Genomic DNA, 18378 nt, shown 5'->3' on the forward strand with positions numbered 1-18378 from the left:
TCAAATGTGAGAGTGCGCTAAGACCTCCCCGCTCTGTTTCTGACCTGAGAGTTTTCGTCTGTGTTGATGTGTCCGGTGCATTAACACAGTTTTGCCCCTTCGGTGGAGAATAGTGTTTTCTCCTCTTCAGAGTTGCCTGGCTCAGCGGTACTTTGTGCCTGAGAGTTTCCCGGGGAGGATTTGCTCCTTCGGCGCCACCTCATTTGGTGTTGTTGGTGGTCTCTCCCGCTGCGCATAACAGCAATACTTTTATTAAAAGTCTGCCACATCACACCTAAAAAATATATGCTTTTTTGGTCGTGTTTTTGTATTCGACACCTTATGTCGCTATTAGCGGGAGTAGAACTCGTTATCCTCTCACCAAAATTAGTGTGTAGATGGTGCTACGGAAGGAAGATTCTCGTCGATGAGACTCACGGGAGCCGGATGCCACATACCGAGAGCAGGTTTTCCGCCTTTGAAAGCACCGAGTTCTGTAAACCCGTGACGTCGATAGAGAGAAGCGCTACGGTAAGTCGACGCTTCTAGATAAGAGCCGTATTGACCGGTACGTGCTAAGCGATAGTCAAGCAGTGCACTACCTGCCCCGCAAGAGCGGGCAGATTCGTGAACGCCGATGGTGTATAGGTACCAGTGTTCGAAAGCTGGTCGAGCACGTAAAAGCTTTATTTCTGTTACGACGGCGCTAAAGAGTGAACGCCCTAAGAGTTTCGCATATTGAGGTAGGGCACGCAGGTCTGCCAGTAGGTTACCTTTTTGCCCTTCAGGGCTGAGCCAGAGTGCGGCCCCAAGGATTGTGTCATTTTCGTCGACGGCGATGTCTATTTTGCCTTTAGAAGCGTAGGTGTTACGAATTTGGAACTCGAAGAGCTCACGTATTTTATCTGCTTGATGAGTTCCGCCCATGGCGTGGCTCATGACGGGGTCGTGTTCAAAAGCGTTTGTCAGTGCTTCGATAGCGCCTGCGTAGTCGGCTTCTGTTGCTTCACGGACGGTAAAATGACGATTTTTTTCTGACATATCCGATTTTCCCCTCAGGTATCTTTACCGACATTCTATATACCAAAGGGGGTGAGTTGCTTGTAGTGTAGCCGTCTTTAGTTCGTGTTGTGATAGGTATCTTAAAACGCCACTGGGCAGCACCGCCAAAGCGATACTGCCCAGTGTTACAAAGACTCTTGTCAAGAACCGATTACTTAAGGGTAACGGTTGCGCCTGCGCCTTCGAGCTGTTCCTTAGCCTTTTCAGCGTCTTCCTTGGAAGCGCCTTCGAGAACAGCCTTAGGAGCGGAATCAACGAGGTCCTTAGCTTCCTTCAAACCGAGGGAGGTAAGGGCACGAACTTCCTTAATAACTGCGATCTTCTTGTCGCCAGCGGATTCGAGAACTACGTCGAATTCGTCTTTTTCGTCAGCTGCAGCTTCGCCGCCAGCTACACCAGCTACTGCAACAGGAGCTGCTGCGGTAACGTCGAATTCTTCCTCGAATGCCTTAACGAATTCGGAAACCTCTACGAGGGAGAGTTCCTTGAAAGCTTCAATGAGTTCTTCAATGGAAAGCTTAGCCATGATTTTGGCTCCTTCTTATGATCAGGTGTAGAGCTTTTGTCTACATATGAAATCTGTGGGGTTGCTCATCGCTAGATGAGCGAACTAGTTGAACGGATGCTAAAACATAATCGTTGAAGATTATGCTTCTGCTCCTTCTTGCTCTTCTAGCTTGATGCGTAGTGCGTCTACAGTGCGTGCAATCTTTGCGAGAGCACCCTTTGCGCCACCTGCAACCTTTGCAAGGAGAACCTCGCGAGATTCAAGGCTTGCGAATTTGTCAACGCCAGCAGCGTCGAGAGCTTCACCTTCGTAGTAGCCGCTCTTGACCACAAGCTGGGGGTTTTCTTTGGCGAAGTCACGCAGTGCCTTTGCAGCGTCAATGATTTCACCGTCGATGAAAGCAATTGCGCTAGGACCTGCAAGCTGGCCTTCGAATGCGTCGATTCCAGCTTCCTTAGCTGCAATAGCAGCAAGGGTATTCTTCACCACAGCATATTCAGTCTCAGCACCGAGTGCACGACGAAGCTGCTTGAGCTGTGCAACGGTGAGACCGCGGTACTCAGTGAGGATGACTGCGTTTGAGCGTTCGAAGCGTGCCTTCAGCTCGGAAACAGCAGAAACCTTTTCCTGTGTCGCCATGGTATTCCTTCCGATTCTTGGTCACCGGTAAAGCGTCTAAGATGCCTTGAGGCAAAAAAAATAACCTCGACGCGTAAGCGACGAGGTATATCTCTAAAGTTTTGACATACTCACTTTCAGTGAGCACATGAAAACTATAGAAAGTATTCGTTCACCTACGCTGGCGGTTCTTAGAGAACTCTTATCATTTCGACGAGCTTTAAGCACGTCAAAAATCAGACCGGCGGTCTTTGGTTCTTCTATCAAACCACATACACCCCATACTTTGCAACCTTTAACACCTCGATGGGATAGGTATCACTTAATGTGGGGTTTTAACGACGTTGGCTCGTACCGATATCGGTACGAGCCAACGAAGAATACTTTCTTTGTTATAGAAAATATTTATGAAGTCCTTAGATAGCGACCACGGAAGGGTCGATCTGTACACCAGGGCCCCATGTAGGAGCAACGGTTACCTTGGAGATGTAACGACCCTTTGCAGAGGAAGGCTTCAAACGGTGAATTTCTTCAAGAGCTGCTTCAAAGTTCTGGGTGAGCTGTTCAGCAGTGAAAGAAGCTTTACCGATAATGAAGTGCAAGTTTGCGTTACGGTCAACACGGAAATCAATCTTTCCGCCCTTGATGTCGTTAACAGCCTTTGCAACGTCCATGGTTACGGTGCCGGTCTTAGGGTTAGGCATGAGATTGCGAGGGCCAAGAATCTTACCCAAGCGACCAACTTTGCCCATCATGTCGGGGGTAGCAACTGCTGCGTCGAAGTCAGTCCATCCGCCAGCAATCTTTGCGATGAGTTCGTCAGAACCAACGAAGTCTGCTCCTGCTGCTTCTGCAGCTGCTGCTTTATCGCCAGCGGCGATAACAACAACGCGAGCGGTCTTACCGGTGCCGTTTGGCAAGTTGACGGTACCGCGTACCATCTGGTCTGCCTTACGAGGATCTACGGAAAGACGCATTGCAACCTCAACGGTTGAATGTGCTTTTTCAGAAGAGATGTCTTTAACAAGCTCAATCGCCTCAGCGGCGGTGTAAAGCTTGCCCTCTTCAATTTTGGCTACAGCTGCCTGATACGCTTTGCTGCGCTTTGCCATCTGCTTTTCTCCTTATGCAGTTGTGGTCTTTTTGAGTCGCGCTCGACTCTGCCACATACCCTTACGGGTGATAAATACTTTCAAAAACCAAAAATTATTTTGGGTTATTTAGGTGGTGAAGTTATTTAACTTCAATACCCATGGAGCGTGCAGTGCCCGCGATAATCTTTGCTGCTGCATCGATATCGTTTGCGTTGAGGTCAACCATTTTGGTTTCCGCAATTTCGCGAACCTGAGCTTCGGTGATAGAACCAACTTTGTTGGTGTGAGGAACGCCGGAGCCTTTAGCAACGCCAGCAGCTTTCTTGATCAAGCCAGAAGCTGGAGGGGTCTTCGTTACGAAGGTGAATGAACGATCTTCGTATACGGTAATTTCTACAGGAACGATGTTTCCACGCATGGATTCAGTTGCAGCGTTGTATGCCTTGCAGAATTCCATGATGTTAACGCCGTGCTGACCCAATGCAGGGCCAACGGGAGGAGCCGGGTTAGCGGCACCAGCCTGAATTTGCAGCTTAATGAGGCCTGCGACCTTCTTCTTGGGAGCCAATGTTAGGTCCTTTTCTTAGCTGTTGAACCAACGCACAGGAGCGTGACGCTGGCGGGTGACAGTCGTGGCGCGACCGTCGATATGCGTAGACGCAAGCGTAAACGCGCGCATACAAACCACAATTCTAACGGGTTATGAGATATTTACCAAGAAAAAGCCTCAAAATATAGTGTCTCATTCAACACAAAGAATAAGGCCTATTCCTTGCGCCCAAAGCTCTTGTTAAAAAGATGGGGGGTGTTCCATACACATGTACAGAACACCCCATCGTGAGAGCTTTATCAAAAACTCAATATGGTTTTAGACTTTCTCAACCTGCGAGAAAGATACCGTTACAGGAGTCTCGCGCTCGAAGACAGAAATGAGAAGAACCAAGGAAGAAGATTCTGGCTTAATCTCAGAGATGGTTGCTGGGTATCCCACGAACGGGCCGTCTTTAACGTTGACGGTTTCTCCAACTTCGTAATCGACCTCGATTTGAGGCTGAGGAGGCTCAATATTGCCAGCCTTCGCCTGTTCTTCAACAAATACGGGAGCCAACATATCGATGACTTCGTTAAGGCGTAGAGGAACAGGGTTGTAGGCGTCAGAACCAACGAATCCGGTAACACCGGGGGTGTGGCGAACAAGACCCCATGATTCATCGGTTAGTTCCATGCGCACAAGAACATAACCGGGGATACGAACACGGCGAACAATTTTTTCGACAGTGTTTTTGTATTCTTTGACTTCTTCCATAGGAACTTGTACTTCAAAGATGTACTCTTCCATGTTCAAAGTCTGCGCACGAGATTCGAGGTTGCCTTTAACCTTGTTCTCGAAACCAGCATAAGTATGAACGACGAACCAGTCGCCCTCTTGGCGGCGCAATTGAGATTTAAAAGCCTCTAGAGGGTCAACAGCTGGCTCAGAGTCAACAGCAGATTCCTCCTCAGAAGAGTTTTCTTCTGATGTTTCGAGGGTCTCTTCTGAGGTGTTAACGTCTAGAGCGTCTTCTACCTCGACCTGCGCGTCATCAGCGGTAGCCTGCTCAGAAACCTCAACAGCTTCCTGCGCTTCGTGTGCAAGTTCCTGCTCGGACACGGTTCTCCTACTTTCTCTTGAACTTATCTGGCTCTATTAGTTGCAGATTCTTAAAAGTTTACTTAATTGTTCCGTTTCCGAAAATCCAGAACGCAGCCTGACCAAATAGATAATCAAGACCGAAGATGAGAAGAATCATGAAAGTAACGAAGCCCAAAACAATAATGACGTAATTGACGAGCTCTTTGCGAGTGGGGGTCGTAACCTTTTTGAGTTCACTGATTACTTCACGAATAAATTGGAAGATACGCGCGAAGATTCCGCGACGTTTTGTTACGCCGTCCTCTTGAGTGGCGGCGGTTCCGTTAGTGGCAGTTTCAGCCATGGCAGGCCCGCCCCTTTCTGCTTAGGTCCATCTCAAAAAACGTCTAGATTAACGTCTTTTTATTGAATTCTTTACGGAGCTATTGCAGGGCGGACAGGACTCGAACCTGCAACCTGCGGTTTTGGAGACCGCTGCTCTACCAATTGAGCCACCACCCTTTGAACTTTCGTTCATGTGTTGTCGTATAAGCGATAACTTGCAGACAGCACAGTATTGTTCGGTTGCGAACAACAAAGACTACTGTAAGGGATTATTTTGCCTTTGGCAATTCCAGCAACACTTTTTATTGCGTATTTCACGTTCAAACAAGCACTTCTTTGAGTAAGAAAACTGTTATTTCACCGTGAAACATCTATTTTTCTCGGAAGTTTATCTCGGCAGAGTCTCGTCATGATGCCTTGAGATTGTTTAGCATGGTGATACGAGCATATTTTTTGAGCAAAGTATCGCTAAGACTTACGGTACAGAAAGCGGGTCTCGAGAATGACTACCCAACGTATTTCCCCTCGCATTGGAGCTATTGCACCTTCTGCAACTTTGGCTGTTGATTCCAAAGCAAAAGCTCTTATCGCACAGGGTAGACCAGTCATTGGATTTGCTGCAGGAGAGCCAGACTTTCCCACCCCCGATTACATCGTTGAGGCAGCAGCTCAAGCGCTAAAAAATCCACAGAATTTTCGGTATAGCCCAACGCCCGGCTTGCCAGCTCTCAAGGAAGCAATCGTCAAAAAAACACGACGTGATTCAGGCGTTGATATTGAGGCCTCTCAAGTTGTTGTCACCAACGGCGGCAAGCAAGCAGTTTACGAGGCTTTTGCAACCGTTATCGGAGACGGGGATGACGTCCTCTTACCAGCCCCCTATTGGACGACGTATCCAGAAGCTATTCGTCTTGCTGGAGGAAATCCCATCGAAGTTTTTGCAGACTCGCATCAAGACTACAAAGTAAATGTAGAGATGCTCGAAGCAGCTTATACTCCTGCCACGAAAGCCCTCATTTTTGTTTCTCCGTCAAACCCCACCGGCTCGGTATATACCCCCGAAGAAACAAAAGCTATTGGGGAATGGGCATTGTCGAAAAATATTTTTGTCATTTCAGATGAGATTTATGAGCACCTCACCTATGACGGCGTTCAAGCAACTTCTATCCTCAAAGCTGTTCCAGAATTAGCCGACTATGCCATTATTCTCAACGGTGTTGCAAAGACCTATGCAATGACTGGCTGGCGTGTTGGTTGGCTTTATGGCCCAGCAGACGTTGTTAAAGCGGCAACAAACTTGCAATCCCATTTGAGCTCTAACGTCAACAATATTGCGCAACAGGCTGCACTTTGCGCTGTCTCGGGCCCTCTTGATGCAGTGCATTCTATGCACGAAGCCTTCGATCGCAGACGAAAAACTATGGTAGAAGGACTCAATTCCATTGATGGTGTTTTCTGCCCAACTCCTCAAGGTGCTTTTTATGCTTATGCAGATGTTCGCGGGCTCTTCGGCAAGAGCATCGGAGGTGTCACTATTGACAGTTCAGCAACTCTTGCAGAAGTGATTTTGGATCAGGCAGAGGTAGCGGTTGTGCCCGGTGAGGCTTTTGGTCCTTCCGGTTATCTGCGTTTATCGTATGCGTTAGGAGATGCCGATTTAGCCGAAGGTTTAGGGCGCATTCAGAAACTTTTAGCGACTGCAGTGTAGGTGTTCCGTGGTGGTAGTGGCTTATCCCTGTTGATTTATGAGTTATGTCACCTGATTCAGACACACCAACAACTCCCACAACTACCCACACAACACCAAATTCATTACAATAGATTGAAGGATAGGTTTCCGTAGAAACTCTTGATTTTTCAGGTTTTACTTCAGGTAAAACACACACAAATTCAAGGTGACGCAGAAGCAAAAAACATAAAAACCCAACTTTACGTTGTGGGACTTTAGGAGACGCACGTTATGAAAATTGGTCTACTCACCTCCGGTGGCGACTGCCCAGGACTCAACGCCGTCATTCGCGGCGCTGTACTTAACGGAATCAAAACCTACGGACATGAGTTCGTCGGATTCCGTGACGGCTGGCGTGGCGTTGTCGAAGGAGATTATATGGATCTCCCCCGTACCAAGGTACGCGGTCTAGCACGTCAAGGCGGAACAATTCTCGGAACCTCCCGCACCAACCCATTTGACGGACCACACGGTGGCCCCGAAAACATCGAAATCATGATGGAACGCAACCACATCGACGCTATCGTCGCAATTGGTGGCGAAGGAACCCTAGCCGGCGCTAAACGCCTAGCAGATGCAGGACTACCTGTTGTTGGTGTTCCCAAAACAATTGATAATGACCTCCAAGCAACCGATTACACCTTCGGATTTGACACCGCAGTATCCATCGCAACCGACGCAATGGACCGTCTACGCACCACCGGTGAATCTCACCACCGTTGCATGGTTGCAGAAGTGATGGGACGCCACGTCGGCTGGATTGCACTACATTCTGGCATGTCTGCAGGCGCTCACGCCGTACTCATTCCCGAACAAAAAGTTTCGATGGAACAAGTGGCAAAATGGGTCAGCGAAGTCTACGAACGTGGACGCTCCCCCTTGGTTGTTGTTGCAGAAGGATTCATCCCCGAAGGATTCGACGAAGTCCTCCACAATAAAGGCCTCGAAAAAGACGGCCGTCCCCGTCTCGGAGGTATCGGAGAATACGTCACCCAAGAACTCGAACGAATTACCGGAATTGAAACGCGCAACACCATTCTTGGTCACATCCAAAGAGGTGGAGCACCTACCGGATTTGACCGTGTTCTAGCTACCCGTCTTGGTATGGCAGTTATCGACATGGTTCATGATAAAGACTGGGGCAAGATGGTAGCTCTTCAAGGCACCGACATTAACCGTGTAGACCTCTCAGTAGCACTTGACGGGCTCAAGAGCGTCCCTCAAGAACGCTGGGATGAAGCTAAAGTTCTTTTTGGGCGCTAAAGAATAAAGCCACCTCATAACAGCTGAGGGCTTTGGGTGTACTACCACAAGTAGTACACCCAAAGCCCTCAGTCGTATCACCAAGGATTATTCTTCACGACGTAAGAATTGGCGACGTTCTTGGCGCCCAACAGCTTGCCCTGCATCAGCAGAGACGATAACGGTCTGAGCCGCTGCATAATGAACTTCGCCAGCACCCTCCAACTCATCGACAACACGCAACGGAGCTTGAGGATCCACAGAGCGTTTAATAACAGCTAGCGCAATAGGCCCCGCTTCCCAGTGCTGAGCGACAGAAGTGATAACCCCTACTTTCCGAGTATTGAAATACACGCCAGCGCCAACAGTTGGCAAAGTATGTTCAGAACCATCTAAGTCAAGAAACACTAGACGACGAGGAGGATGCCCCAAATTATGCACCCGAGCAACAGTTTCTTGCCCTTTGTAGCAGCCTTTAGAAAGATGCACTGCACTTCGCAGATAATCTAGCTCATGGGGAATGCTCTTATGATCGACTTCCGTTGCATATCGAGGTCTCCACGCTTCAATACGCAACGCTTCAGCAGCCCACATGCCTACAAGCTCGCAAGCACTAGCAATATCTAGGAGTTCTTCGCGAGGGATAATAGACATGAAACGTTGGTAGTCACAGGCAGGATGTTCTTGTGCGTCTATTTCGGTGTAGCTGACTCCCCCAACACAAACGCTATGCCAGGGGTCTTCCCAACACGGAGCTTTCGAGAGGGCCTCCGGCGCCTGAGTATTCGTACGAGGGTCATCCCAAGAACACAGCACCGCATAGTCTTCGCTGACATCAGAAACCGTCACATCGAGCATAAATTTCATGGAGTTGAGGTACTCGGTCAATGGCTGATTCTGTTTTGGTTCGCATATTAGCCAGAGTTTCTCCCCGTCTTCAAGAACATACGGGGCATACTCAATACGCCCTTGTGGGCTAAGTAATAGCAACTCAGTACTATGGTGAGCAGACAGCCCCGAAAGTTCTTGTGAAGAGAGAGAACTAAGCCAACGATGCCGATCCGACCCACCAACGGTAACTACCCCAAGATGAGAATAATCAGCAATGACATGGCGTTCAGCACCTAAGCTGATACGTCGTTGCTCTCTGATGGGGTCACCATAATGTGCCGCTACAGGTGCGTCTACGCCAGAACCAGCAAATACGCCGTATGCCTGATGAAGAGGGCTAAGGTACTCTGACATCTTCTAGTTCTCGGTATCTTTCGAAGAGTCTTCGGAAGTTTCAGCTTCGGTGTTAAAGACATGTCCGCCAAGGTCCAGACCGCTCATGGAACCTGTTTTGCGTAGTTCTGCTGAAGCATGTTTATGGAGTTTTCCCTCTTGATCAGCAATTTCCCAATCCCACATGAGGTTCCCATTGACCAAACCCCAAAGACGCACTGAACCAGCGTATTCTTTAGAGATTTCATCGCGCATGAGGTTTCCGGTTTGCATACGAATAACAGGGCCTTTAATGAGCCCTACATAGTTTTCACTAATACCGCCGGGGTGAGTAATAGCAGCAAGAATGTTGAACCCGTCATCACCGTTACGTAGTTTTTCAACTGATTCGGCGTCAGGGTACGCAGGTACGATGTCAGCAGGTTTGAGTCCTGGCCCAACATCTGCATCGCATTGGGTTCTGTCAACCTGCCAGAAACCAGTCTCTACTGTGAGCGGGCGCAGTTTGTTTCCGTCATCGTCAAGGAGGAAGGACTCTGCACGGTATTCGACAAATGGTAAACCATCTTGTGTAAATGTCATGATTTGACCAAATGGTGTTCCGTTTTCTTCGTCGTACCATAGGGTTCCGGTACCTTCCCACGTGCCAAGAAGCCATGAGAGTGGAACAAGTTCGGGGGTTAAGTTACTGGGAATTTCAATAGGCATGGTTCTAGTCTATAAGCCATCATAATTTTGCGCGATACTACAGCTACACCAACAAAAAACTTATATTTTCTGGTGCACAGAAGAACTCGATAAAAAAGAGGTGTTAACGCTCTACAGTGAGCGTCAACACCTCTCATAGAGTCGACGGATTGGAAAATATTATTTTTGCCCTTTAAAAAGCCCTCGAACAACAGCAAACATGCTTCCGAAGATGCATGCCCCCGAGAAAGCTAGTAGGCAAAGAAAGAAAATTTCTAGTGCAACGTTCATGGGCTTCACCATATCATAGATGTGAGCATAATCGCGATAACATAGCTGATGACTCCCACAAAGGCTACCGGCGTAACACCCAATGTTACGGCCCCTCGTCGAGGCCCTTCTTGAGGCCCAGCAGAGACAAGACGTGCACCAACTAACGCTGTTAATACGCAGACGACAGTCCCCGCCACCATCATCGGAAACGGAGAATGAGTGCTCTGATACACATTAGCCAGCCCTACCCATCCAGCAACGGAAACAGAAGCTAGAACGCCGGTAGAGCACGCTATCACCGACTCTAATCTGCCGCGGGCGCCTTCTCCTCGAGAAAGCTCAATCAGGAAGCTTGCAACGACGCCTAACGCTGCAATAGCAGGTAGGAGGTAGAGTCGCTGTTGTTGCGTGTGGATGGTGAGAGTCATAGCGACCGTACACAACCCGCTGAGCAGAATAATTACGGAGTGAGAGTAGATTCTTCTGACTCGACGTAGTTCAGCCACGCCGGTTGCCGCAGGCCATCCTCCCGCAATAAGAGCCACCACCAAAAAACCGAATCCAGCAGTCAAGGTGGGGCTAAAAAAAGAAGTGACGATAAAGCATAGAAGAGAGAAAAATGCGCAGAGAGCTACAAGACGATACCGTGAAGATGTTGTTCTTCCGATAGCGCCGATGCGCCCTGAATACATCACCTGATTACGGTGTTTTCTAAGTTGTGGGATGAAGTTTCGGTAGATGTAATTGTTTGCCCGGTGGGGTGTTTTAGCCATATATGCCTATTTTCTCGCTGAGCGTCGATATCTTCTCAAGAACTTTCTGCAATGTCTTCTTAGGAACTACTCTACCTAGTGTTTTTCTTAAGAGGCGTATCCATATTCGGTTCACGTCGTGTTCAGTTCAATATAAGTTTTATATGATGGTCTACATATTGTTTTTGTAGAGTACGAACTCAACACCGTCCGATGTATCAAGGAGAGATAACGAAAGATGCTTCATATTCTTTTACTTTCGGATCTCTCTCCTTCTCCTGTTCAGGTGTTACCAGCTTTAGATTTGTTGAGTCATCGATGTGAACAGGCACCGTTAAATCTCTCTGTAGCGCAGATTGATACCGAAAATACTGATGTGGTGTTTATTGATGCCAGAGAGGCGCTTGTAACAGCTCGCAATACGGCTCAGCTTCTCAAGGCTGCCGGTTTAAGTGTTCCTGTTGTCATGGTGCTGACCGAAGGCGGTATGGCGGCAGTGTCTAACACGTGGATGGTCGATGATATCATTCTTGATTCTGCAGGGCCTGCAGAGTTAGAAGCACGTTTGCGTCTTGTTACCGCTCATATAGAGCAAGAAGTCGAAGACTCAACCGTAATACGAAGCGGTTCTGTCACTATCGATGAGGCATCGTATACTGCCCGTTTGCACGGGACTCCTTTGAACCTTACCTATAAAGAGTTTGAGCTGCTCAAGTTCTTGGCACAACATACGGGAAGAGTTTTTACTCGTAGTCAGTTGCTATCAGAAGTGTGGGGATACGATTATTTTGGTGGCACTCGTACAGTAGATGTGCATATCCGTCGTTTACGCTCAAAATTAGGGATTGAGCATGAGCACCTCATTTCGACTGTGCGCAATGTTGGATATAGTTTTAACGCTCCACGTTCCTAAACCGTTGAGAATCGTAGGTTATGCCCTGTTCACTGGTTGTTTAACGAGATTTTAGGGGATCTTCTCATCTCATTGTGGCGTCTTGTTCGCTTCATAAACCATCACTCACGGTAGAGTTAAGAGGATAGTTATTTGTCCTCTATATCTATACGTAAAGAATCCGGTGACGTTGTCATGTCTTATCGCGAAGTGCAAGAGTTTAACACCTGCACTGTTGCTCTCTCACGGTCAATACACGATTTTGCCCAATCTTTACTCAGCTTAGAAGGGACGTGCCCGTTCTCAGAGCAGTCTCTTCTTCTGGTCGATAGAATCTGCCATAGCTCAGGGCAAGAGCCATCGCCCATGGTGGGGGTCAGCATGTATGAGGGCACGACCCTCATAGGGGTGTTTCTTGCATTAAACGTTGAAGGGACACAACTTCTTATAGAGGGGGGTGTGCACCCACAATATCGAGGGCAAGGTCTTGGTTCGGTGCTCACACAAAAGCTCTTTGAGCGTATCGACACAGATTACCCGCACTATACTCGCGTAGCGTGGGCGCATCAGGTTCGTGCAGAACAGGGACAACAGCTCATTGAACGTTCTACGCATTTAGCGCAACGTCATGGCCTCGAGCCGGTACGACGTCTACACCAGCTTGAATTTGAGCTCACACCAAGCTCTCGTCAGCAACTATCAAAATTAGTTCAACACAACCCTATTTCAGCAGAGTACACGGTGCGTCCGTTTATTCCAGGTACTGATAACCAGCAGTGGCTAGAGCTTAACGCTCAGGCCTTCGCACAACACCCAGAGCAAGGATCACTTACCGCAGAAGACTTAGCTCAAAGGCTCCACGCCGATTGGTTTAACGCTGAGGGTTTCTTACTTCTTGAAACCATACAGCCCCTAGAAGATGGCCAAAAACAGACACCACAACTTGCAGGTTTTCATTGGACCAAAATACCGGCAGGACAAGAACATCAAAAGCTTCGAGAAGGCGAAGTCTATGTTCTTGCGATATCCCCTGAACATCAAGGAAAAAATCTTGGTAAGGCACTCTTATTTGAGGGGATGAACTATCTGGCACAAGCACGACTCAAAGACGGCTCGTCTTTGAACCGAATTATTTTATATGTCGATGAAGAAAACCATGCCGCGTGGAATCTTTACCGTCAGATAGGTTTTGAGTCTCTTTCTACCGACATTATGTATGCCATAACAGCACACTAAACACCTGAGCTCATTTTTATAAAACTTACATATACCCGTTGTTCTACCGTTGAAAGGAACATCATGGCCGAAAAAGTTCAGCGTCAGCGTCCGATAGCTGCTGAGGAGAATTCTCAGCATATCGTCACAGATATTAGCAAAATCGAACGTGCAAAAACTCAAGGAGACCGCATTGAGGCGGTAGAGAAACTTGTGCTTCCAGATATTCAAGGAGACTTCGGCCCAGAACGTTTCTTAGATCGAGAAACAAGCTGGCTAGATTTTAATACTCGTGTTTTAGAGTTAGCAGAAGACCCCGATTTATATTTGCTTGAGCGTCTCAACTTCTTATCCATCGTTGGGTCAAACCTCGATGAATTCTTTATGGTGCGCGTAGCAGGCTTACGTCGACGTATTGCAACAGGTATTGCTGTTCCCACCCCCGCTGGCCTATCGGCAGACGCGCAAATGGAACAGATTGCAGACTCTGCCCATCAGCTGATGGAACGTCAGCACCGTTGTTTCCATCAAGAAATTCTCCCTGCACTGGCACAAGAGAATATTTATCTTGTCCGCTGGTCAGACATCACCAAAGAAGAGCAAAAACGCCTCACCCAATACTTCTTATCTGAGGTATTTCCTATTCTTACTCCGTTGGCTGTAGACCCAGCACACCCCTTCCCCTATATTTCGGGGCTATCGTTGAATCTTGCGGTCGTCATACGTAGTCCGCAAAGCGGCAAATCCCTCTTTGCGCGTCTGAAAGTTCCCGATCAAATTGATCGTATGATCTCTTTAGATGGGTCTCGTGCGCTGAACTCTCCTTCACGTGAAGCACGTTTTATCTCCCTTGAAGAAGTTATCTCTCATAACTTGCATTATCTCTTCCCCGGCATGGAAATTGTTGAACAGCATGCGTTCCGTGTAACCCGTAACGAAGATTTAGAGGTTGAAGAAGATGATGCAGAAAACCTGCTCAAAGCTCTCGAAAAAGAGTTGCTCCGTCGTCGTTTCGGCCCTCCGGTACGTCTAGAGGTTGAAGACACTATCACCCCCTATACGCTATCTTTGCTCATCTCTGAGCTACGCATCGAAGAATCTGAAGTGTATAAGCTACCAGCGCCTTTAGATTTGCGTGGTATGAGCCCCATTGTTAAAGCTAATCGTCCAGCCTTGCATTATCCTAAGCATGTTGCTCACACTTCACGATGGCTCAATGAGAACGAAACCTCAAAAGCTGCAAAAGTTTTTGCGGCAACACGTTCACATGATGTGCTGCTCCACCATCCTTATGATTCTTTTGCAACGAGTGTTCAAGCATTTTTGGAACAGGCAGCTGCAGACCCGAATGTTATGGCCATTAAGCAGACGTTGTACCGCACTTCTGGAGATTCTCCGATTGTGGATGCGCTGATTGAAGCTGCTGAAGCCGGTAAACAGGTACTTGCTCTTGTCGAAATCAAGGCACGTTTTGATGAAGAAGCCAATATTAAATGGGCGCGTAAGCTAGAACGTGCTGGTGTCCATGTGGTTTATGGCATTGTGGGGCTTAAAACGCACTGTAAACTTTCGCTGGTTGTTCGTAAAGAAGGCGACAAGCTCCGTCGTTACTGCCATATCGGTACGGGTAATTATCATCCCTCTACTGCACGGTTCTATGAGGATTTGGGTCTGCTCACCTGTGATGAACAAATTACAGAAGATGTCTCACGTCTGTTCAATCAGCTCTCAGGATATGCTCCCAAAACAAGTTATACGTCGTTGCTTGTGGCGCCACATTCTATTCGTTCTGGGCTGATTGAGCATATTAACCGTGAGATTGAACATCAGCTTGCTGGTCGAGAAGCAAAGATTCAGATTAAATGTAATTCCATGGTGGATGAAGCAATTATTGACTCTCTCTATCGCGCCTCTCAAGCCGGTGTTAAGGTCAATGTTGTTGTCCGTGGCATTTGTTCTTTACGTCCTGGAGTTCTGGGCTTATCAGAGAACATTCAGGTGCGTTCCATTTTGGGGCGTTTCTTAGAACATTCTCGTGTGTTTACCTTTGCTAATGGTTCAGAACCGAAAATTTTTATCGGTTCTGCAGATATGATGCACCGCAACCTTGATCGTCGTGTAGAAGCGTTAGTCCCTATCAAGAATGAGGCCCACCAACAATATCTGTTGGATATGTTTGACCTCTATGTTTCAGATAGCACCTCAAGCTGGCACCTTGATAGTCAAGGTACGTGGAAACGTCATTATCTGGATCAGGATGGCAATCCGCTAACAGATGTTCAATCCTATTATTTGGAATCTCGAGAGCGTCGACAAGGAAAATAATAACTTTTTAGAGTTTGAGTCGTAAGCGGATTATCATTTGTACGCTTTGGTTCTTTAGAATGTCTTGTGGAAGGTTTTCTTCCACAAGACATTCTTTGTTCACACACAGGTAAGGCCCCTCCGCTATGGCAAAAGAGTCGGTGTATTCTGCTCATCGTTGTGATGACGATTATTCGGTGACACGTGTTAGCGATAACGAAGTACCTGTTACGGCAGCAGGATGTATCGTCTGGCGTTATAAGCATGAGCGTTTAGAGACTCTCATCATCCACCGCCCTCGCTATGATGATTGGTCGTGGCCTAAAGGCAAACAAGATAGTGGCGAAACAATTGCTGAAACTGCTATCCGTGAAGTCCGTGAAGAGGTGGGGTTAGACGTTACTCTTGGGGTGCCTCTGGCCCGCACAGAATACCCTGTTAAACGTAAAACAAAACATGTTTACTATTGGGCGGCGGAAGTATCTGCTGCCACAAAGCCTCACGCCGATATGGGTGAGGTAGATGAATTGCGCTGGGTCACGCCAGAACAGGCGTTTACCATGCTAACCAACGAAACAGATCAAGAACCTCTTGAAGCGTTAGTTCGTCTTTGGGAACAAAAAGATCTTGCAACTCGTTCTCTTGTGGTGATTCGTCATGCAAAAGCTAAACCACGTTCAACGTGGACAGCTGCCGAGGGGGAACGCCCGTTAGCGGCAACGGGAAAACGTCAAGCATTATCGGTATGCCGACTTTTACAGGCTTGGGCTCCTCAAAAAATTTATTCTTCACCGTGGAAACGCTGTATGCAAACAGTGGCTGCATACACTAAAAATACGGGTATCACTATCAAAGAGAAATCTACTTTGACAGAAGATTCTCATCATCGTCATCCTAAACGTGTTGTACGTTTTGTGGAATCACTTTTCGATAAGGAATATCCGGTGGCTTTGTGTACTCATCGTCCTGTTTTGCCGACGGTTGTTGAGGTTTTTGCAAAGAGTGTTCCTCAGTCTGTAGCCAAAAATTTTCCTTCTCGTGACCCACGTTTAGAGTTGGGTGAGTTGTTGGTGCTTCATATCAGTAAGTTACGTCCTACGCGTATTGTCTCGTGGGAGCGTATTCGTTCTTTTGACGACTAATCAGCTCACCATATTAGGTGTGTTGTTAACCTCTCTCTTTTTCTAGGAGAGAGGTTATTCTTATTTTACGTAGGATAAGATAACTGGTATCTAATTTTATTGTTGTCTACCAGATTTTCCTATGTTCTCTTCTGCTCCAGCGTCTAACTCATCCATTCCTACATCCTGTGAAGATATGTCATCTGCACAGCCTGTTCCCACCCCTTATGAAGATTTATTAGCCGAGATTATGGAGCAGGGACAAGATAAAGCAGACCGTACCGGTACAGGCACCCGCTCAGTTTTTGGTCGGCAGATGCGTTTTGATTTGAGGGAGTCTTTTCCCCTCATCACCACAAAACGTGTTCATTTTAAGTCAGTCGTTTTAGAGCTTCTATGGTTTTTGCGCGGAGACTCTAACGTCCGTTGGTTACAAGAGCGCGGTGTCACCATCTGGGATGAATGGGCAGATGAAAACGGTGATTTAGGCCCCGTATATGGTGTGCAATGGCGTAGCTGGCCAACTCCTGACGGGCATAGTGTAGATCAGATTGCGCAAGTTATTGAGTCATTAAAGAATTTTCCGGATTCTCGCCGTCATATTGTTTCGGCGTGGAACCCTGCAGAAGTAGACCAGATGGCGTTGCCTCCTTGTCACGCTCTCTTTCAGTTTTATGTTACTCACCATCCAGATGGTGTTGATGAGTTAAGCTGCCAGTTGTATCAGCGTTCTGCTGATATGTTCCTTGGTGTACCGTTCAATATTGCCTCCTATGCACTTTTGACACATATTATTGCTAAAGAAGTGGGAATGGTTCCTGGTGAGTTTATTTGGAGTGGTGGAGATTGCCATATTTATTCCAACCACTTTGAACAGGTGAGAGAGCAACTTTCGCGAGAGGCTCGTCCCTACCCCACTTTAGAGATTCGTGATGCTACGTTAGAAACCTACGAGTACGAAGATTTTGAGCTTGTAGGTTATGACCCGCATCCAACCATTAAAGCGCCTATCGCCGTTTAGGCGTCAGGTTATTCTGGCTAAGGAATACCCGTTATGAGTAGTTTTGTTCTTCACGCTATTTGGGCTCAGGCAGCAAACCGAGCGATGGGACGTGAGGGCACTATGCCGTGGCATGTGTCCGAAGATTTGCGTTTCTTCCGGCAATGTACAACAGGGTCAGCTGTGGTGATGGGTCGTAAGACGTGGGAGTCTTTCCCCGAGGCGTTCCGTCCGCTGCCGAACCGTTTTAATATTGTTATTTCTCGTTCTATTAGTGCGCCGGTTGAGCGTGATGGTGCGTTGTGGGTAGGTTCTTTAGAGCAGGCTCTTGAAGGTGCTGCTACTCCAGAAAAGTTTGACGTCGGTGCCCCCTGTCAGGCTATTTCAGAAGACGATGATACAGCGCAGAATATTTGGCTTATCGGCGGTGCACAATTATTTGAGCAGGCACTTCACCGTACCGATTTACCGGTAGTACGTTCCGGTGCTGTTGAGCAGATTCTTCGCACCACCTTTGATGTTGCGGTAGAAGACGCTGACGTGTTCGCTCCCATCATTGATGAACAATCTTTTGCTGCTGTTGAGACAATCCGGTCTTTCGTCAGTGAGCAGGGGTGGATTAGCCCTCGCGCCGGTGAGAAGAACAGCCCTGTTCGTTGTGTCATTGAGCGTCTTATTCGTTCATAATGCGGGGTGTTCTGACCAATATATGAACCGTAGG

Annotated in this window: 18 protein-coding genes, 1 tRNA gene and 2 riboswitches; of the genes, 8 read left to right on the forward strand and 11 right to left on the reverse strand. The window is 47.6% G+C overall.

Translation table 11 applies throughout. The features are described from left to right. Positions 1-23: 23 nt before the first annotated feature. Positions 24-135: riboswitch (glycine riboswitch) on the reverse strand. Next, positions 136-238: riboswitch (glycine riboswitch) on the reverse strand. Positions 239-366: 128 nt separating this feature from the next. The 8 genes from ACN084_RS01135 to ACN084_RS01170 form a co-directional block, all read right to left on the reverse strand. Continuing rightward, entirely contained in the window at positions 367-1020 is a 654-nt protein-coding gene (locus tag ACN084_RS01135) for an N-acetyltransferase family protein (RefSeq protein ID WP_419100892.1), read from the reverse strand. A 172-nt stretch (positions 1021-1192) separates the two neighbouring features. Then, the gene (gene rplL / locus ACN084_RS01140) at positions 1193-1567 is read right to left on the reverse strand and encodes a 50S ribosomal protein L7/L12 (protein ID WP_419100893.1); all 375 of its coding nucleotides are present in this window, start codon (positions 1565-1567) and stop codon (positions 1193-1195) included. A gap of 120 nt (positions 1568-1687) precedes the next feature. Beyond that, positions 1688-2188, reverse strand: a complete 501-nt coding sequence (rplJ, locus tag ACN084_RS01145) for a 50S ribosomal protein L10 (RefSeq protein WP_419100894.1) — start codon at positions 2186-2188, stop codon at positions 1688-1690. A 395-nt stretch (positions 2189-2583) separates the two neighbouring features. Then, a complete protein-coding gene (gene rplA / locus ACN084_RS01150; protein WP_419100895.1) occupies positions 2584-3279 on the reverse strand; it encodes a 50S ribosomal protein L1 in 696 nt (231 codons plus the stop codon). A gap of 121 nt (positions 3280-3400) precedes the next feature. After that, positions 3401-3829 carry a 50S ribosomal protein L11 gene (gene rplK / locus ACN084_RS01155; RefSeq protein ID WP_419100896.1) on the reverse strand — a complete coding sequence of 143 codons (429 nt, stop codon included), beginning with the start codon at positions 3827-3829 and terminating at the stop codon, positions 3401-3403. 300 nt (positions 3830-4129) lie between these two features. Further along, positions 4130-4912: a transcription termination/antitermination protein NusG gene (gene nusG / locus ACN084_RS01160; protein WP_419100897.1), complete on the reverse strand. Its 783-nt coding sequence runs from the start codon at positions 4910-4912 to the stop codon at positions 4130-4132. A gap of 58 nt (positions 4913-4970) precedes the next feature. Further along, on the reverse strand, positions 4971-5237 hold the full coding sequence (secE, locus tag ACN084_RS01165) for a preprotein translocase subunit SecE (protein WP_419100898.1): 267 nt from the start codon (positions 5235-5237) through the stop codon (positions 4971-4973). 85 nt (positions 5238-5322) lie between these two features. Further along, positions 5323-5395, reverse strand: a tRNA-Trp gene (locus ACN084_RS01170). Positions 5396-5720: 325 nt separating this feature from the next. Here ACN084_RS01170 and ACN084_RS01175 point away from each other — a divergent pair. Both ACN084_RS01175 and ACN084_RS01180 read left to right on the forward strand, forming a co-directional pair. Beyond that, positions 5721-6926 carry a pyridoxal phosphate-dependent aminotransferase gene (locus ACN084_RS01175; RefSeq protein ID WP_419105632.1) on the forward strand — a complete coding sequence of 402 codons (1206 nt, stop codon included), beginning with the start codon at positions 5721-5723 and terminating at the stop codon, positions 6924-6926. A gap of 252 nt (positions 6927-7178) precedes the next feature. Next, positions 7179-8210 (forward strand): 6-phosphofructokinase, encoded by a 1032-nt coding sequence (locus tag ACN084_RS01180; protein WP_419100900.1) that lies wholly within the window; start codon positions 7179-7181, stop codon positions 8208-8210. An 87-nt stretch (positions 8211-8297) separates the two neighbouring features. Here the strand turns inward: ACN084_RS01180 and ACN084_RS01185 are convergent, their stop codons facing one another. From ACN084_RS01185 to ACN084_RS01195, 3 genes are all read right to left on the reverse strand, one after another. Then, positions 8298-9434: a YgfZ/GcvT domain-containing protein gene (locus ACN084_RS01185; protein ID WP_419105633.1), complete on the reverse strand. Its 1137-nt coding sequence runs from the start codon at positions 9432-9434 to the stop codon at positions 8298-8300. 3 nt (positions 9435-9437) lie between these two features. Then, positions 9438-10121 (reverse strand): FABP family protein, encoded by a 684-nt coding sequence (locus ACN084_RS01190; protein WP_419100902.1) that lies wholly within the window; start codon positions 10119-10121, stop codon positions 9438-9440. Between the two features lie 275 nt (positions 10122-10396). Continuing rightward, entirely contained in the window at positions 10397-11146 is a 750-nt protein-coding gene (locus ACN084_RS01195; RefSeq protein WP_419105634.1) for a hypothetical protein, read from the reverse strand. Positions 11147-11363: 217 nt separating this feature from the next. On the opposite strand from ACN084_RS01195, the gene ACN084_RS01200 reads away from it, so the two are divergent. From ACN084_RS01200 to ACN084_RS01225, 6 genes are all read left to right on the forward strand, one after another. Beyond that, on the forward strand, positions 11364-12038 hold the full coding sequence (locus ACN084_RS01200) for a winged helix-turn-helix transcriptional regulator (RefSeq protein WP_419100904.1): 675 nt from the start codon (positions 11364-11366) through the stop codon (positions 12036-12038). Positions 12039-12170: 132 nt separating this feature from the next. Next, positions 12171-13253: a mycothiol synthase gene (gene mshD / locus ACN084_RS01205; protein WP_419105635.1), complete on the forward strand. Its 1083-nt coding sequence runs from the start codon at positions 12171-12173 to the stop codon at positions 13251-13253. A 63-nt stretch (positions 13254-13316) separates the two neighbouring features. Continuing rightward, a complete protein-coding gene (locus tag ACN084_RS01210; protein ID WP_419100906.1) occupies positions 13317-15557 on the forward strand; it encodes an RNA degradosome polyphosphate kinase in 2241 nt (746 codons plus the stop codon). 125 nt (positions 15558-15682) lie between these two features. Next, positions 15683-16678, forward strand: coding sequence for an NUDIX hydrolase (locus ACN084_RS01215; RefSeq protein ID WP_419105636.1), 996 nt, complete (start codon positions 15683-15685; stop codon positions 16676-16678). A 175-nt stretch (positions 16679-16853) separates the two neighbouring features. Then, positions 16854-17678: a thymidylate synthase gene (locus tag ACN084_RS01220; RefSeq protein WP_419100908.1), complete on the forward strand. Its 825-nt coding sequence runs from the start codon at positions 16854-16856 to the stop codon at positions 17676-17678. A gap of 33 nt (positions 17679-17711) precedes the next feature. Next, on the forward strand, positions 17712-18344 hold the full coding sequence (locus tag ACN084_RS01225) for a dihydrofolate reductase (protein WP_419105637.1): 633 nt from the start codon (positions 17712-17714) through the stop codon (positions 18342-18344). Positions 18345-18378: the final 34 nt, after the last annotated feature.

Origin of the sequence: Rothia sp. P7208, from assembly GCF_048512915.1 — a bacterium.
In the GTDB taxonomy this organism is placed as follows: domain Bacteria; phylum Actinomycetota; class Actinomycetes; order Actinomycetales; family Micrococcaceae; genus Rothia.

Bases quoted from the DNA above. Each gene is read 5' to 3' on its own strand.
- rplL (WP_419100893.1), bottom strand. From the start codon at position 1,567: ATGGCTAAGCTTTCCATTGAAGAACTCATTGAAGCTTTCAAGGAACTC.
- rplA (WP_419100895.1), bottom strand. From the start codon at position 3,279: ATGGCAAAGCGCAGCAAAGCGTATCAGGCAGCTGTAGCCAAAATTGAA.
- ACN084_RS01200 (WP_419100904.1), top strand. From the start codon at position 11,364: ATGCTTCATATTCTTTTACTTTCGGATCTCTCTCCTTCTCCTGTTCAG.
- ACN084_RS01180 (WP_419100900.1), top strand. From the start codon at position 7,179: ATGAAAATTGGTCTACTCACCTCCGGTGGCGACTGCCCAGGACTCAAC.
- ACN084_RS01195 (WP_419105634.1), bottom strand. From the start codon at position 11,146: ATGGCTAAAACACCCCACCGGGCAAACAATTACATCTACCGAAACTTC.
- ACN084_RS01215 (WP_419105636.1), top strand. From the start codon at position 15,683: ATGGCAAAAGAGTCGGTGTATTCTGCTCATCGTTGTGATGACGATTAT.
- ACN084_RS01210 (WP_419100906.1), top strand. From the start codon at position 13,317: ATGGCCGAAAAAGTTCAGCGTCAGCGTCCGATAGCTGCTGAGGAGAAT.
- secE (WP_419100898.1), bottom strand. From the start codon at position 5,237: ATGGCTGAAACTGCCACTAACGGAACCGCCGCCACTCAAGAGGACGGC.
- ACN084_RS01220 (WP_419100908.1), top strand. From the start codon at position 16,854: ATGTCATCTGCACAGCCTGTTCCCACCCCTTATGAAGATTTATTAGCC.
- ACN084_RS01225 (WP_419105637.1), top strand. From the start codon at position 17,712: ATGAGTAGTTTTGTTCTTCACGCTATTTGGGCTCAGGCAGCAAACCGA.
- ACN084_RS01175 (WP_419105632.1), top strand. From the start codon at position 5,721: ATGACTACCCAACGTATTTCCCCTCGCATTGGAGCTATTGCACCTTCT.
- ACN084_RS01190 (WP_419100902.1), bottom strand. From the start codon at position 10,121: ATGCCTATTGAAATTCCCAGTAACTTAACCCCCGAACTTGTTCCACTC.
- ACN084_RS01135 (WP_419100892.1), bottom strand. From the start codon at position 1,020: ATGTCAGAAAAAAATCGTCATTTTACCGTCCGTGAAGCAACAGAAGCC.
- rplJ (WP_419100894.1), bottom strand. From the start codon at position 2,188: ATGGCGACACAGGAAAAGGTTTCTGCTGTTTCCGAGCTGAAGGCACGC.
- ACN084_RS01185 (WP_419105633.1), bottom strand. From the start codon at position 9,434: ATGTCAGAGTACCTTAGCCCTCTTCATCAGGCATACGGCGTATTTGCT.